Annotated in this window: 11 protein-coding genes and 1 pseudogene; 9 read left to right on the top strand and 3 right to left on the bottom strand. The window is 73.4% G+C overall.

The genetic code is table 11. The annotated features are described in order from the left end of the window. The first annotated feature begins 1 nt into the window (after position 1). The 5 genes from ACWD5F_RS10265 to ACWD5F_RS10245 all read left to right on the top strand — a co-directional run bounded on the left by ACWD5F_RS10265 (position 2) and on the right by ACWD5F_RS10245 (position 8,089). Complete coding sequence (locus ACWD5F_RS10265; RefSeq protein WP_451252924.1) at positions 2-4,561, top strand: beta-ketoacyl synthase N-terminal-like domain-containing protein; 4,560 nt, start codon at positions 2-4, stop codon at positions 4,559-4,561. A gap of 98 nt (positions 4,562-4,659) precedes the next feature. Further along, positions 4,660-4,917, top strand: a complete 258-nt coding sequence (locus tag ACWD5F_RS10260; protein WP_451253190.1) for an acyl carrier protein — start codon at positions 4,660-4,662, stop codon at positions 4,915-4,917. A gap of 3 nt (positions 4,918-4,920) precedes the next feature. Then, on the top strand, positions 4,921-5,748 hold the full coding sequence (locus ACWD5F_RS10255; RefSeq protein ID WP_451252922.1) for an alpha/beta fold hydrolase: 828 nt from the start codon (positions 4,921-4,923) through the stop codon (positions 5,746-5,748). After that, entirely contained in the window at positions 5,745-6,995 is a 1,251-nt protein-coding gene (locus ACWD5F_RS10250) for a glycosyltransferase (protein ID WP_451252921.1), read from the top strand. Before ACWD5F_RS10255 ends, ACWD5F_RS10250 begins: the two co-directional genes overlap by 4 nt. After that, positions 6,992-8,089, top strand: a complete 1,098-nt coding sequence (locus ACWD5F_RS10245; RefSeq protein WP_451252919.1) for a class I SAM-dependent methyltransferase — start codon at positions 6,992-6,994, stop codon at positions 8,087-8,089. The genes ACWD5F_RS10250 and ACWD5F_RS10245 overlap by 4 nt, the downstream gene beginning before the upstream one ends. A gap of 21 nt (positions 8,090-8,110) precedes the next feature. Here ACWD5F_RS10245 and ACWD5F_RS10240 read toward each other — a convergent pair whose 3' ends face one another. Beyond that, positions 8,111-8,875 (bottom strand): sugar isomerase domain-containing protein, encoded by a 765-nt coding sequence (locus tag ACWD5F_RS10240; protein WP_451252917.1) that lies wholly within the window; start codon positions 8,873-8,875, stop codon positions 8,111-8,113. A gap of 161 nt (positions 8,876-9,036) precedes the next feature. Between ACWD5F_RS10240 and ACWD5F_RS10235 the strand changes: the two genes are divergently transcribed. Beyond that, positions 9,037-9,921 (top strand): MurR/RpiR family transcriptional regulator, encoded by an 885-nt coding sequence (locus tag ACWD5F_RS10235; RefSeq protein ID WP_451252915.1) that lies wholly within the window; start codon positions 9,037-9,039, stop codon positions 9,919-9,921. A gap of 470 nt (positions 9,922-10,391) precedes the next feature. Beyond that, a pseudogene (locus ACWD5F_RS10230) lies at positions 10,392-11,048 on the top strand (NEW3 domain-containing protein); the annotation flags it as partial. Positions 11,049-11,100: 52 nt separating this feature from the next. Here ACWD5F_RS10230 and ACWD5F_RS10225 read toward each other — a convergent pair. Continuing rightward, positions 11,101-12,255, bottom strand: a complete 1,155-nt coding sequence (locus ACWD5F_RS10225) for an N-acetylglucosamine kinase (protein WP_451252913.1) — start codon at positions 12,253-12,255, stop codon at positions 11,101-11,103. A gap of 16 nt (positions 12,256-12,271) precedes the next feature. Beyond that, positions 12,272-13,819, bottom strand: coding sequence for a beta-N-acetylhexosaminidase (gene nagZ / locus ACWD5F_RS10220; protein ID WP_451253188.1), 1,548 nt, complete (start codon positions 13,817-13,819; stop codon positions 12,272-12,274). 384 nt (positions 13,820-14,203) lie between these two features. On the opposite strand from nagZ, the gene ACWD5F_RS10215 reads away from it, so the two are divergent. Beyond that, entirely contained in the window at positions 14,204-15,343 is a 1,140-nt protein-coding gene (locus ACWD5F_RS10215) for a lysylphosphatidylglycerol synthase transmembrane domain-containing protein (RefSeq protein ID WP_451252911.1), read from the top strand. A 195-nt stretch (positions 15,344-15,538) separates the two neighbouring features. Continuing rightward, a complete protein-coding gene (locus ACWD5F_RS10210) occupies positions 15,539-15,976 on the top strand; it encodes a hypothetical protein (protein WP_451252909.1) in 438 nt (145 codons plus the stop codon). Positions 15,977-15,978 lie beyond the last annotated feature (2 nt).

The raw sequence follows: 15,978 nt of genomic DNA, 5'->3' as shown, positions 1-15,978 counted from the left end.
CATGACCGGCCCCGTGGCCATCGTGGGCATGTCGGTACTGCTGCCGGGCGCCCCGGACCTGGACACCTACTGGCGCAATCTGCTGGACGGCACCGACGCCATCACGGAGGTGCCCGAAGGCCGGTGGGACGCGGAGGCGTACTACCGGCCGGGCTCCGCCGGCGGCCCCGCCGTCGCCGACCAGGTGTACTGCCGGCGCGGCGGGTTCGTGGACACGCTGGCGGAGGTCGAGGTCACCCGGTTCGGGATCATGCCGAACTCGGTGGCCGGGACCGAGCCGGACCAGCTGATCGCGCTGAAGGTGGCGGCGCAGGCCGTCGCGGACGCGGGCGGCGAGGACCGGCTGCCCGACCGCGACCGCGTCGGGATCATCCTGGGCCGGGGCGGCTATCTGACCCCCGGCCTGGTCCGGCTCGACCAGCGGGTGCGGACGGCGGGACAACTCGTCCGCACGCTGGGCGAGCTGCTGCCCGACCTGACACCCGGTCAACTCGACCGGTTGCGGACGGCGTTCACCGAGCGGCTCGGCCCGGACAGCCCCGAGTCGGCCATCGGCCTGGTGCCCAACCTGGCCGCCTCCCGGGTCGCCAACCGTCTCGACCTGCGCGGCCCCGCGTACACGGTGGACGCGGCCTGCGCCTCCTCGCTGGTCGCCGTCGACCAGGCGGTGACCGAACTGGACTCCAGGCGCTGTGACGTGATGCTGGCCGGAGGCGTCCACCACTGCCACGACATCACGCTCTGGAGCGTCTTCTCCCAGCTCCGCGCGCTCTCCCCGAGCCAGCGCATCCGGCCCTTCCACCGGGGTGCCGACGGCATCCTGATCGGCGAGGGCACGGGCGTGGTCGTCCTCAAGCGCCTCGCCGACGCCGAACGCGACGGCGACCGGATCTACGCCGTGATCCGGGGCACGGGTGTGGCGAGCGACGGCCGCGCGGCGAGCCTCTTCAACCCCGACTCGGCCGGCCAGACCCACGCGGTGCGCCAGGCGTGGCGGGCGGCCGGTCTCGATCCCGCCGAGCCCGGTGCGATCGGCCTCCTGGAGGCCCACGGCACGGCGACACCCGCTGGTGACGGGGCCGAACTGGCCACGCTGGCGGAGGTGTTCGGCCAGGGTGACGGTGATGCGGTGATCGGCTCCGTGAAGTCGATGATCGGCCACACCATGCCCGCCGCCGGTGTCGCGGGCCTGGTCAAGGCGGCCCTCGCCGTCCACCACGGCATGCTCCTCCCGACCCTCCACTGCGACGACCCGCACCCCGCACTCGCGGCCACGCGCTTCCGCCCGCTGGAGAAGGCGACCCCCTGGGAGACGTCGGCCGAGCGGCCGGTGCGGCGGGCGGCGGTGAACGCGTTCGGGTTCGGGGGGATCAACGCGCACGTGGTGCTGGAGGAGGCGCCGGGTGCGGTACGGGGTCGGGGGGCGGGGTCGGCGACCGCCCTTGATGCGGGGCGGCCGGGACAGGCGGGTCAAGCGGGACAGGCCGGTCAGGCGGGTCACGTGACCGTCGCCGAACCCGAGCGCGTCCTCGCACTCGCCGCCGACAGCCCCGAAGGCCTCGCCGCTCTCCTCGACACCGACGACGGCGCCGTACTGGCCGCGGGCCTCGACACCACGCGCCCCTCCGTCGCGGCGGGCGGCGCGCGGCTCGGCATCGTCGATCCGACCGCGAAGCGGCTCGCGCTGGCCCGGCGGGCGGTCGCGAAGGGGCGGGCCTGGCAAGGGCGCAGCGATGTGTGGTTCACGCCGCGCCCGCTCACCGGCGGGACGGCCTTTCTCTTCCCCGGCCTGGAGGGCGACTTCGACCCCCAGGTCGACGATGTGGCCCACCACTTCGGTCTGCCACCGGTGCGTTCGGCGGGTCCGGCGCGGGTCGGGGACGTGGGCCGGCACGGCCTGGGTGTCGTCTCCGTCGGCCGGCTGCTCGACGCCGCTCTGCGCCGTATGGGCGTGGTGCCGGACGCGGTCGCCGGGCACAGCGTGGGCGAGTGGACGGCGATGGTGACGGCCGGGGTGTATGCGGGGGACGAGGTCGGCGCCTTCATGGACGCGTTCGACCCCGACCAACTGACCGTCCCCGGGCTGGCGTTCGGTGCGATCGGCACGTCCGCCGAACGGGTTCTCGCCGCGCTGGACGAGATGTGGGCGGCGGAAGGTGTGGTCCTCTCGCACGACAACGCGCCGGGCCAGTCGATGGTGTGCGGCCCGGTCGAAGCCGTGACGGAGTTCGTCCGGGCCTTCCGGGCGGAGGGTGTGCTGAGTCAGGTGCTGCCGTTCCAATCCGGCTTCCACACACCCATGTTGAAGCCGTACCTCGGTCCCATCGAGGAGGCCACCGACCGCTTCCGCCTCCACCCGCCGACAGTCCCCCTGTGGTCGGGGACGACCGCGTCACCGTTTCCCGAGGACGAGGCGGCCGTGCGTGCGCTGTTCGTCCGGCACCTGCTGGAGCCGGTCCGGTTCCGGCAGCTCGTCGAGGGTCTGTACGCCGCCGGCCACCGTGTCTTCGTCCAGGTCGGCACCGGCCAGCTCGGCTCCCTGGTGGGCGACACCCTCGGCGCCCGCGAGCATCTGGTCGTCGCCGCCAACTCGCCCCACCGCACGGGTCTCGCCCAACTCCGCCGGGTGGCGACGGCGTTGTGGATGGCGGGGGCGGGCATCGCACCCGACCTGCCACCCCAGGGACGTACACCTCGAGTTCATGCTCCTCAGGGACGTGCACGAGTCGACCGACCACCGATCCGCCTCGACCTGGGCGGGGCGCTGGTGTCGCTGGGGGCCGGGGCCCTCAAAGAACTCCGCGCAGAGCTAGTGCCGATGACCACCGCGCGGACACCTGCCGCCGCAATTCCATCTCCCCTGGCGTCAGTCGGCACCTCCCCCGCCCTCGAAGCCCTCGTCGCCGACTCCCCCGTCGCGGCCGAACTGTCCGCCCTGCTGCGCGACACCGCCGACACCGCCGCCGCGCTGATCACCGCAAGTGCCGTCCAGGCGCCCCCGACCACCAGCCGACGCACCACCCTCCACGTCTCCCCCGACGCCATGCCCTACCTCCTCGACCACTGCTTCTTCCCGCAGCGTCCCGGCTGGCCCGACGTCGCCGACCGGTGGCCGGTCGTCCCCGCGACGACGATCGTGCAGCACATCATGGAGACGGCCGAGGCGAACGCTCCCGGCATGCGGGCGGTCGCGGTCCACGGCGCGCGCTTCGACCAGTGGCTGACGGCGACACCCCCCGTCGACGTGCCGGTGACCGTCACCCCCGACAGCCCGAACCGGCTCGCCGTCACCTTCGGCCCCGGCGCCCGAGCCGTCGTGGAGCTGGCCCCCGCCTACCCGGTCGCCCCCGCGCACCACCCCCACCCCGGCGGGGACCGCACCCCCGAGCACACCGCCGCCCAGCTCTACAGCGAGCGCTGGATGTTCCACGGCCCGGCGTTCCAGGGCGTCACCGAGCTCACCGGCATCGGCGAGCACCACGTCCGGGGGGTGATCACGACCCCGCCGGCCCCCGGCGCGCTCCTCGACAACGTCGGCCAGATCCTCGGCTACTGGATCATGGCGACCCGCACGGAGCGGACGGTCGTCTTCCCCGTCCAGCTGCGCGAGATGCGCTTCTACGGCCCGCACCCGCGCCCCGGTACGGACGTGGAGTGCGTGGTCCGGATCACCTCCCTGACCGACGCCGTCCTCGAAGCCGACGTCCGGCTGAGCGTCGGCGGCCAGGTCTGGGCGGAGGTGACCGGCTGGCAGGACCGGCGCTTCGACAACGACCCCAAGACCCGTCCCGTCGAGCGCTTCCCGGACCGCAACACCCTCTCCGAGGCGCGCCCCGGCGGCTGGAGTCTGCTGCACGAGCGCTGGCCCGACCTCGCCTCGCGCGACCTGATCATGCGCAACTCGCTGAGCGGCGCGGAGCGTTCGCAGTACGCCGAGCACGCGCCGCGCGGACGCAGGCAGTGGCTGCTCGGCCGGATCGCACTCAAGGACGCGGTACGGCAGTGGCTGTGGGACCACGGCGAGGGGCCCGTCTTCCCGGCGGAGATCCGGGTGCACAACGACGACCTGGGCCGCCCGTACGTCACCGGCCTGCACGGACGTGAACTGCCCGCGCTGGACGTCTCGTTGGCGCACCGGGCCGAGTCGGCGGTCGCGATCGTCCGACCGCACACGCCGGGTCCCGGCCCCGGCATCGACCTCGAAGAGGTCGTGGAGCGCGACCCGTCGACCGTCGCCACCGCACTCGGCCCGACCGAACTCCGGCTGCTGCACGCCGTATGCGCCGACACGGGCGAGTCCGAAGCCCTGTGGTTCACCCGCCTCTGGGCCGCCAAGGAGGCCGTCGCCAAGGCCGAGGGAACCGGCTTCGGCGGACGCCCCAGAGACTTCGAGGTTCTCGAAGTCACCGGCGCGGACCGGCTGTTGGTCTCGGGGCGGCTGGAACGCGCGTACACCGTGCACCTCGAACGCACCGCCAATCCCCCCGCACTGCCCGACCGGGACTACGTCGTGGCCTGGACCACCGGCCCGCAGCACGCAGAGGAGTCGTACGACCGATGACCGATCCCATCGCCCCTTCCACTGCCACGGAACAGTCCCCCGCCACGGAAGAGTCCACCGCCACCACCGAGGACGCGGTTCTCGCCGACATCACCGGCATGCTGGCGCGCCTGCTGGAGGACGAGTACGGCCTCGACGACGTCGAGATCGGCATGACGACCACGTTCAACCGCGATCTGGAGCTTGAGAGCATCGACCTGGTGACGCTGGCCGGGCTGTTGCAGGAGAAGTACGGCAGGCGGGTCAACTTCGCGGAGTTCCTCGCCGACATGGAGTTCGACGAGATCATCGAACTCACCGTCGGCCGGCTGGTCGAGTACGTGGTGCAGAGCCTGAAGTCGGCGGAGGCGGGCTGAGTCATGGCACTGGTCGACACCGGTCAACTCCGCATGCACGTACAGAGAATGGGGCCCCGCGACGGCAGCGCCCCCACCGCCACCGTGGTGCTGGTCCACGGTCTGCTCACCGACAGCCTGGCCAGTTACTACTTCACGATCGGACCGCCGTTCGCGGCGGCCGGCCTCGACGTCGTCATGTACGACCTGCGCGGCCACGGCCGCAGCGAGCGTCCCGCGGGCGGCTACACGCTCGACGACAACCTCGACGACCTGGAAGCTCTGCTCGACACCCTGGACGTGACCGGCCCGGTGCACCTGGTCGGCAACTCCTACGGCGGCACCATCGCCTTCGGCTACGCGGCCCGGCACCCGGAGCGGGCGGCGAGCGTCTCCCTCGTCGAGTCGCAGCCGGCGACCGCGACCTGGTCGGAGAAGATGGACGCCGTCCTCCAACAGGTGCTGCACGAGCTGGCGTTCAACGAGGCGGACGCGCTCGCCTGGATCGCCGTCAACCGCAGCCACAACACCGCGCGGCTGGCCAAGAGCGCGGCCCGGCTGGCCCGTGAGACCAGCCTCGCCCAGGACATCGCCGCCAGCCGGGTGTTGACGGACGATCAGATCCGGGCGGTGTCCTGCCCGGTGCTCGGGGTGTACGGCGCCGACTCGGGGCTCGCGCTGCTGACCCCGTGGCTGGAGGGCCTGCTGCCCGACTGCCGGACGGTCGTCCTGCCGGGGCACGAGCACTCGGTGCTCGTGGAGGCGGCGGGTGCGGTGGGAGGCCATGTGCTGGAACACATCCGGGACGCCACCGAGCGGACCCGTGCGAGCAGCCCGGCGGCCGTCCGGTGAGCAGATTCCTGTTCGTCGTGCCGCCCCTGGTGGGGCACATCAACCCGACCGTGGGTGTGGCCGCCGAACTCACCGCCCGGGGCCACGAGTCGGCGTGGGCCTGCGCCGATCCCGCCCTGGTCCGGCGCCTGGCGGGCGACGGCGTCCGCGTGTACCCGTGCGCGGGACCGATGCTGGGTTCGGGTGACGATTCACGGCCGCCGGACCTGCGCGGCCCGGAGGCGCTGAAGTTCCTGTGGGAACGGTTCCTGGTGCCGCTGGCCGTCGAGATGGCGCCCGGAGTGGAGGCCGCTGTCGCGGAGTTCGCGCCGGACACCGTCGTCGCCGACCAACAGACCCTGGCCGGCGGCCTGGTGGCCGAGCGGCTCGGCGTCCCGTGGGCCACATCGGCGACCACCTCGGCCGAACTCACCGACGCACTGGCGGGTCTGCCCAAGGTCAGGCGCTGGTTGGAGGACGAACTCCACGCCCTGCGCGTCCGCATCGGCGACCCGGCGGGAAGCGCCGATCCCCGGTTCTCCCCGCACCTCGTACTCGCCTTCAGCACACGGGAGTTGGCCGGTCCCGAGGCCTTGGCCGGCGAGAGCATCCGCTGGGTCGGCCCGTCGATCGCGCCCCGTCCGGCGGCACCCGGCTTCCCCTGGGAGTGGCTCGACCCGTCCCGGGACCGGGTCCTGGTGACCCTGGGCACCGCCAACACCGACGTCGGCGGCCGTTTCCTCGCCGAGTGTCTGACCGCGCTGCGGGCGCGGGCGGACCGGGTGCAGTCGGTGATCGTGGATCCGGGCGGCACACTCGCCGGGTCCGACGCCGGCCACGGCAGCCCCGCCCCCGGCAACCCCGCCGACGACAAGGACGTACTGATCGTCCCCTCCGTCCCCCAACTCCCGCTCCTCGAAAGGGTCGACGCGGTCGTCAGTCACGCCGGCCACAACACGGTCTGCGAAGCCCTGTGGCACGGGGTCCCGCTGGTCGTGGCCCCCATCCGTGACGATCAGCCGGTCATCGCGGGCCAGGTCACCGCCGCGGGAGCCGGTGTCCGGGTCCGCTTCGGCCGGGTGACCGCGGCGAAGCTGGGCGCGGCGATCGACGCCGTACTGCACGAGCCGGAGCACCGCGCGGCCGCCGGCCGGATCGGTACGGCCTTCCGCGCGGCCGGAGGCAGCGGGGCGGCGGCCACCCACCTGGAACGACTGGCGTGCCCTTCGCCGCAACGACTGGCGCGTCCCTCGAAGGAGGACCAGTGAGCAGCACCCCCGAGCCGACCGAGCCGACCGAGCCACCCGCACCCTCCCGCACCGAGCAGGTCGCCGCCCTGCGCCCGGTCTACCAGGCCGACCTCGCCGAAGGCACCGCCCGTTTCTTCGAACCCCGCCGCACCACCTGCCCCTGGTGCGGTTCGGCGGAGCTGAAGACCCGGCTGCGCACCACGGACCTGCTCCAGCACAAACCCGGCGCCTTCGTCCTCGACCGCTGCCGGAGCTGCCGGCACACCTTCCAGAACCCCCGACTGAGCGAGGCGGGGCTGGAGTTCTACTACCGGGACTTCTACGACGGCCTGGGCGAGAAGCAGCTCGGCGCCACCTTCGGGGGCCGGACGAAGATGTACGAGGAGCGCGCGCGGTCGCTCCTCGCGCACTCCCCGACCCCCAAGAACTGGCTGGACGTCGGGACGGGGCACGGTCACTTCTGCGAGGCGGCCCGCACGGTCTACCAGGACACCGCCTTCGACGGTCTCGACTTCACCGACGGCGCCGAACTCGCCGAGCGGGAAGGGCGGGTGGAGCGCGGCTACCGCGGCAGCTTCCCCGAACTGGCCCCTGAGTTCTCGGGCCATTACGACGTCGTGAGCATGTTCCACTACCTGGAGCACAGCACACAGCCGGACCTGGAACTCAGGGCCGCGCACCGGGTGATCCGTCCCGGCGGTCACCTGTTGATCGAAGTCCCGGACCCAGAAAGCCGGTTCGCCCGGTTGCTCGGCCGCTGGTGGCTGCCCTGGCTCCAGCCGCAGCACCTGCACTTCGTCCCGGTGGCGAACCTGCGCGGCCGGCTGACCGAGCTGGGCTACACGGTGGTCGCGGAGCAGCATGCCGAGCCCCATGATCCGGTCGATCTGCTGGCCGCCGTATGGCTGGCCCTGGACGCGGCGGTGCCCGACGACGTGCCCTGGCAAGCGAAGCCGCCGTCCGCGTTCCGGCGCTGTCTGCGGACCGCCGTGCTGATCGCCGGTATTCCGGCCTTCCTGCTGGGCACGCTTCTGGACCGGTTCGCCGTGAAGCCGCTCTCGGGCAGGCTGCGGCTGTCGAACGCCTATCGGCTGGTGGCCCGCCGGGACTGAGCCCGGCGGCATGTTCGCCCGTCAGCTCGCGGTGCGTCGGATGCGGCCGGCGTACCGCTTCTCCAGCTCCAGGTTGCCCTCGAAGCCGCCGGGCACGTTGGCCGAGACGTAGACGGGCGGGCGGTCGCCGGTGGCCAGGAGTTGGCGGGACGCCTCGGCGACCGTCATCTGGATCAGCATCACGCCGGTGAGGGTGGACAGGGCGCAGACGGCGCCACCGCCGGGGAGGTCGAGGAGGGCGTCGCCGCGCGGGGCCCGGTTGTCGAGGACGACGTCGGCGAGGTCGGCGAGCTTCTTGCCGCTGGGGTGGCCGGCCGGGACGGCGCGGGTGTGGGCGAGGGAGGTGATGGCCAGCAGGCGGTGGCCCTGTTCCTTGGCCCGCAGGGCGGTCTCGACGACGACGTTGTTCACGCCGGAGTTGGAGATGACGACGAAGAGGTCCTGGGGGCGCGGATCGGCGAGCCGGTAGATCCGCTCGGCGACACCGGCGCGGCGCTCCAGGAGCGGGTCGTCGAGGACGCCGGGGTCCTCGCCGCCGTAGAGGACGAGGTCGGCGATGCTCAGCCGGTTGGTGGGCACCAACCCGCCCGCGCGGCCCGCGAGTTCGAGGACCATCGCCTGGGAGTGGCCGGTGCCGAAGGCCTGGATCACACCGTCGCCGCGCACGCAGTCGGCGATCAGTCCGGCGGCGCGTGTCACTTCGTCGCGTGCGGACCGCGTGAGGTCCTGGAGGACGGCCAGGCCTTCCCGCGCGAAGCCCTCGGCGCTCACAGACTCGACGGACACGCGAGCACTCCCCACTGGTGGATTGAACCACCTTGTGTATGACACAACTAGTGAATCAATAAATCACACGTGCGGGATCCGGGCAATGAACCCACGTCGGCGGCACGATCGGGTCCTGGTATTCAAAGAGGCTTCTCATCGGTGGCTGATACCTTCCCTTCATGCCCTCGACGGACGTCACCACACTGATCCGCACCGAGCTGCCGCGACTGGCCGGATCGCTCCGGAAGGTCGGCGAGCTGATCCTCGAGGACCCGGCCGCCGTGACCCACTGTTCGGCCGCCGAGCTGGGCCGCCGCACCGGCACCTCGCAGGCGACGGTGACCCGTTTCTGCCGGGCCATCGGGCTCGACTCCTACCAGCATCTGCTGATCGAGCTGGCCCAGGAGCGCGGCCGGGGCGAGGTCTCCGACTGGGGCTCCGCGGAGATCGGTCCCGACATCTCCCCGGACGACGGTCTGGAGCGGGTGGTCCAGGTGGTCGGCACCGCGGACCTGCGCGCCATCCAGCAGACGATCGACCGGATCGACCTCGACTCGATCGAGCGCGCGGCCCAGGCCCTGGCCCGCGCGCGCCGGATCGACGTGTACGGCGTGGGCGGCAGCGGCGCGGTGGCGCAGGAGACGGAGACCCGGCTGTTCCGGATCGGCTGCGCGGTGCGCGGCTGGACCGAGGTGCACGCGGCGGCCACCTCAGCGGCCCTGCTCACCCCGGCGGACGTGGCCATCGGCATCTCCCACTCGGGGGCGACCCGCGAGACGCTGGAACCGTTCGAGATGGCCAGGGAGCGGGGCGCCACCACCGTCGCGCTGACCACGAACCCGCGCTCGCCGCTCGCCCGAGCCGCCGACATCCGGCTCGTCTCGGCCACCTCGGAGACCAGCTTCCGCACCGGCAGCATCGGCGGCAGGCACTCCGTCCTGATGCTCATCGACTGCCTCTACGTCCGGGTCGCGCAGCTCTCCTACCAGCGCGCGAGCGCCTCCCTGGCGCTGACCGACCACATCACGCCGCAGCACGAGGTGAAGTCCCGCCGGACGAGGTGACCCCGGCTGAGGGTGCGTGGATGAACCACCGAGGAAACGTGAAGATGGTTGTTTGAACCATCCCGGCGGTGCCAGGATGGGGCTCCGCCGAGCTTTCTCGTAGGAGACCCATGCGTGTCACGGCCGCCGAGTCGACCGAGCTCTTCGTCGGGACCGCCGAGCACCCGCACCAGGTGGTGGTCGCCGAGATCGAGGACGTCCCGGGCCGGACGGTCCTGTGCACGATCGAGGGCCCGGGGGTCACCGGGGACGGCGTCGCCACCACGGGCGAGGGCGGCAGGGTCCGCGTCGAGATACCCGTGAGCGTCGACGGCCTCGCGCCGGGCGACCGCGGCGATGTCACGCTCACCGTCGTCAGCGGGGAGCAAGTGGCCCGGCACGCGGTCGAGTTCACGGCCGCCGAGACCTGGAACGTCGCCGCCGGACCCGCCCCGACCGAGCTGCCGCACCGCACCTTCGACCCGCCTTTGGCGCCCCGCGGCAACCCGCCGCTGGCCCTCCGCCTCTCGCCGGGGGCGCTCACCACGTCCGGCGGCCCGGTCACCGCGACCGTCCGGGTCTCCTCGGAGCTCACGGGCGCGCCGGTCTCGGGCATCGTCACGATCGGCGTCCCGCCCGGCTGGCACGCCGAGCCCGCCCGACTGCCGTACGCACTCGACCCCGGCGGCCGCACGCTCGCCGAGGTCAAGGTGACGCCGCCGCCGTCCCCCGCACCCGGCCGGCACTGGCTCACCGCACACCTGTCCCACCAGGGACAGGACTACGAGGATGTCGTGGCGCTCGACGTTCCGGGCGAGCGCCACGCCGCGCCAACTCTGGTGGTGTACCTGGGAGTCGACCGGGTCAGCGTGCGCGCGGGCGAGCGGGTCCGCGTTCCGGTGATCCTGCGCAACACCACCCGCGGTCCGGTCGAGGGCACCCTGTGGGCGGTGTCCGCGTGGGGCACCTGGCCCGGCGGCGGACCGGGCCAACAAGGCTTCACCGTGGGCGGCGGAGAGCGACTGGAGGTCTTCGTCGACGTGGACGGCGGGGCCGTCGCACCGGGCTCCTACTGGTTGTCGGCGAAGGCCGCCTGGCACGGGCGGGTCGCCTGCACGGAGGCCGTCGACCTGGAGGTGACGCCGTGACCGCGGAGCACGCGGCGCCGGTGCGCCACGGAGCGGCCGGCTGATGCCCGTGTCATGACCAGCGTCCGTGCTCCAGCCGGGCCAGGGCCACGGCACCCAGGCAGCCGTCGGCGACCCGGTCCAGGGTCAGGCCGAGCGGGTGGAGCCGGGCGGCGAGGAGGTCGGTGAGGGGGCCGTCGGGACCGAGGAGGCCACCGGTCGCCACGACCCGTTCGCCGGACCTCGGCTCCAACGCCCGCACGGTGGCGGTCAGTTGATCGGCGGCCTCGTCGAGGATCGCCAGCGCCACGGCGTCCTTGTCCCGGGCCGCCTCGACGACCAGCGGCGCGAGACGGGCGAGCCGGATCGGCGCCTCGGACATGACGACGGGGAGCAGGTGCATGCGGTAGGCCTCTCGGCCGGGGCGGGACCAGGGGGTGGCGGCGGGGACAAGAGGAGTGGCCGGGACGCCCGAGGGCTCAGAGGCGCCGGCGGTGCCGAGCGCTGAGGCGGCAGCAGTGCCGGCGTCCTCGTACCGCGGGCTCTCCTGCCGCGAACCTCCACCCCGCGAGCCCCCGTCCCACCGGCCCCCGTCCGGCAGCGCCTCCCCCGGCAACCCCAACTCCCGCCCCACCAAACCCGCCAGCGCCGTCCCCCGTCCCCTCCCGTCGGCCATCCGCAACGCGGCCCGTACCGCCGCGCGGCCGATCCAGAAGGCGCTGCCGTCGTCGCCGAGAAGCCAACCGTCACCGTCCACGGTGGCCGTGCAGTGCCGGTCGGTGATGCGCATGGCGACCGCTCCGGTGCCCGCGACCAGGGCGAGGCCGTCGGCCGGGGCCCCGGGGGCGGAGGCGAAGGCGGCCTCGATGTCGCTGCAGATGTGGGGCGGGCCGGCGAAGATGCCCAGCCCCCGGAGGGCGACGGTGAGGGCGGTCTGGGCGTTGCGGTGGCCCAGGTCGTCCGCCGAGGCACCGGTCGCGCCCGCGAAACCGCCGGCCACGGCGACCACCCGGCCCCGCGCGGCCTCCGGCACCGCTTGGGCCACGGCCTCGACGAGATGGTCCGTGAGCTCGGGCAGCGGGACCGTCAGGGCATTGCCGGGACCGCCGGCGCCCTCGCCGAGGGGACGGCCGTCGGCCGCCGTGGCGAGGACGGCACGGGTGCGGGTGCCGCCGGCGTCCAGGCCGACGACGAGCGCCGGTTCGCTCCGGTTGAAATCGTTGTTCATCGCGGGCCATGGTGGTTCAGACATTCGGCCGGGACAAGTACCCGCCCCTCGAGGCGGACACCGCGAGGATCTCGCCCTGCTTCCCCGCCAACACCTCGGCCGTCGCCCGCAGGTTGACCCGCCCGCGTCCGTAGGAGCAGAGGGCGCCGCCCTCGGGAAGGCCGGTGTCGACGCGGAGGGCGTCCGGGCGGCGGGACAGGAGGGCGTCGCGCAGGTGGGTCTGCCAGGGGTGCAGGCCGGCGTCGCACGTGGCCAGGACCAGGGGCGAGTCGCCGACCACGCGCAGGATGCCGTCGACGAGGTCGGCGGGATCGCACGGTTCGCCGGTGACCGCCGTGCCGGTGGCCGAGGGGTCGAGCGGGCGGAGTTCGGTGAGGAGGTCCTCGCCGCCCCAGTCGAGCGCGGGGTGCGGGGTCGGGAAGAGGTCGACGACATGGGCGCCGCGTACGGGTGCCGGAAGCGCGCGGCCGCGTACGGCCTTGCGGGCCGCGGTGAGGCCCGCGCCGGAGTCCCAGCCGGCGACCGCGACGGCGGCCGGTGCCGCGTACCGGTCGGTGAGCTTGCGGACCCGCGCCGCGGCCTCGTACACCCGCTCCTCGGTCAGCCGCCGGGAGTGCAGGGCGTCCAGCACCGCGTCCCGGCAGGCCAGGGTGACCTCCAGGTCGGGCACGGCCACGACGACCTGGTCGGCGCCCACGGCCAGGGCTATGCGCGCGCCGGCCGCCTCGCCGTAGCGCTCCGCGATCGCCTTCATCTCCAGGGCGTCGCTGACCAGGACCCCGTCGAAGCCGATGTCGTGCCGGAGCAGGTCGCGCAGGATCCGACGGCTGAGGGTGGCGGGGCGGTTGGCGTCGAGGGCCGGGAAGACGACGTGCGCGCTCATCAGCATCGGCACCCCGGCGGCAACCGCCGCGCGGAACGGCGCGAGATCGGCCCACAGTTCGTCGTACGACCGCGGGTCGACGGCGAGGCCGTGGTGGCTGTCGGTCACGGTGCCGCCGTGGCCGGGGAAGTGCTTGGCGCAGGAGGCGATCCCGCGGGCCTCGGTGGCGGTGATCCAGGCGCGCAGATGGCGGGCGGCGAGCTCGGGGTCGGCGCCGAAGGAGCGGGTGCGCACGATCGGGTTGTCCGGGCGGAACTGGAGGTCGGCGACCGGGGCGTAGGAGGCGGTGATGCCGAGGGTGGCCAGGTGGCCGGCGAGCGCGTCGGCGCAGCGGGCGGTGAGGTCCGGGTCGTCGGCGACGCCGAGGGCGTAGGAGCCGGGGATCTCGGGGGCGCCGGCCTTCTTCAGGTGGCCGATGCCGCCGCCTTCGTTGTCGATGGCGATCATCAGGTCCGGGCGCAGGGCGCGCAGCGAGTCGGTGAGCTCGCGGACCTGCTGGGCGTCGCGGATGTTCCGGGTGAACAGGATGACGCCGCCCAGGCCGCGGTCGATGAGCCGCTTCAGGGTGTCCGGGAAGGTGGTGGTGCCTTCGAAGCCGGCGACCAGACAGCGGTGGACCGCCTCGTCCAGGTCGGAGGAGACGGACGAGAGGGCCGGGTCGGAGGCCTGGCCGACGGACACGCGCTCGGGGGTCACCCCTGGAATTCTTCTGGCTCAATCAGCCGAAAGTCAACATAGCCTTGGATTGTTTGATTCACCGACGCGACGACCTGCGTTTCGTGTCCGGCGGTGGCCGCGTCACCGAGGCGTGCCCTGGTGACGGGAGGGCCCGACCACCGACGGGACGAGAGGTGGGACCGGTGACAGGACCGTGGGCGGGTGGGACCCGGGCGGTGTGGGAAGACTCGTACGTGTACGCGCCCGCGGCGCGTCGGTTTCCGGACACCATGGCGTCACGCCGGACGGGAACGGTTCGGCCGTCCCCTCCTGCCTCGCCCCGTATCCGTCCCGCTCGCACGCCGCCCCCGCGGCGCGCGGGAGTGACGTGGAAGGACGACGTGCGCCGTGACCCTGCTGCCGCTCGACGCCACGCCCACCGCCCCCTCCGATCCGCTCACCGCCGGGCCACTCCCCGCCCCGGCCGCCTGCCCCGCCGCAACCCTCGTCCCCGCGGTCGCCGGCGCCCCCACCGGCACCGCGCCCCCCGCGCTGACTCCCGTCCCCCTCCCGCCGCTCCCCTCGTTCCTGTCGCTCCCGCGCCTGCCCCGCTCCTGGGCCCGCGCGGCGCGGCGCACCCTCGTACTGCTCCCCGTCCTCCTGATAGCCGCGTGGGTGGTGGCGGACTGGCGGACGCTGTACGACGGCACCGCCCGGCTGGGCTCCGCCGACCCCTGGTGGCTGCTGGCCGCGTTCTTCTTCACCTGCCTGGGCTGGCTGTCCGCCTCCTGCGTACGGCAGGGCGCGCTGCCGGAGAAGCTCCCGACCGGTCTGCTGATCGCGTCGCAGTTCGCCGCGGGCGCCGCCAACCACGTACTGCCGGCGAGCCTCGGCGCCCACGCCGTCACCCTGCGCTTCCTGCTGGGCCGCGGCATCCCCTTCGCCCGGGCCACCGCCTCCCTCGCCCTGTACTCCCTGGTCCGGCCGATCGCGAAGACGATGGTGCTGCTCGGCTTCCTGGTGGCCTACCCCGATCTGCTGGGCCTGGGTGAACTCGTCCCGGACAAAAGGACGTTGTTCCTGGTCACGGGCAGCGCGACGCTCGGTCTCGGCACCGCGGTCGTCCTGGTGACGACCGTACGGCCGCTGCGCCGCCCGCTCCTGGACGGCGTGCGCACCGCCCTGACCGACGTACGCACGCTGCACACCCGCCCCTCGCGCATCATCGCCCTGTGGGGCGGGGCGGCCGCCGCGCCGGTGCTCCAGGCGACCGTGATCATGTGCGTGGGCTCCTCGCTGGGCCTCACCCTGACCTGGGCGCAGGTCACCTTCGCGTTCCTGGTCGCGAGCACCGCGGTCGGCGCCGTGCCCGCGCCGGGCGGCATCGGTCCGATCGACGCGGCGATGGTCTTCACCCTGTCCGTGCTCGGCGCCCCCGTGGACCTCGCCGCCGCGAGCCTCATCGGCTACCGGGTCCTGACGGTGTGGCTGCCGCTGCTGCCGGGCGCGTTGGTGCTGTCGGCGCTCGTCCAGCGAAAGGTGCTCTGAACCCGCCGGGCGACAGGCGCTCCGAGCGGACGGAGCGCTACCTCCCTCAGCCCTCGCCCCTTTGCCCGAGCCGTCGCTAGACGGCACGGCGCAGGACGGTGCGACTTCCCGTACCCGCCAACTCCCAGGGCTTGCCGGGCACATGGTCACCGAGGAGCATCTCCGGACAACCGACTCTCCGGGGGATGATTCAGCATGACCAGCCCAGAACAGACACCGACCGGCCAGGCGTTCCGCCTGATCTTCGAGTACGAGGGCGAGTCCGTCACGCTTGTCGCACAGCAGCCCGTCGACACCGTCGTCAGCGGCTTCGACGCCCACCCGGACGTACGCCCCGGCCACTTCGTGGAGGCGCGGGACGAGGACGGACACGGTCTGGCCCGGGTCGCCGCGCGCGGGGCCTTCCAGCAGAGCGCCGAGGTCTTCCCCGAGAACCACTCGGAGCCCATCACCCGCGTCGACGTGGCGGCGCGCGGCGCGTTCACCGTGCTGCTCCCGGCCCCGCCCGAGGCCACCGAGGTCGCCGTCCTGCGCGTGGACCGGCCCGGGTCCCAGGCCTTCGGTGGCACGACAAGTCCACCGCCCGGCGCGGGAGTCGACGTCGATCTCGCCACCTTCCGGCTAGAGCGGTAGGG

The organism is Streptomyces sp. NPDC002499, from assembly GCF_053595415.1.
This window is presented reverse-complemented; position numbering and strand designations above follow the sequence as displayed.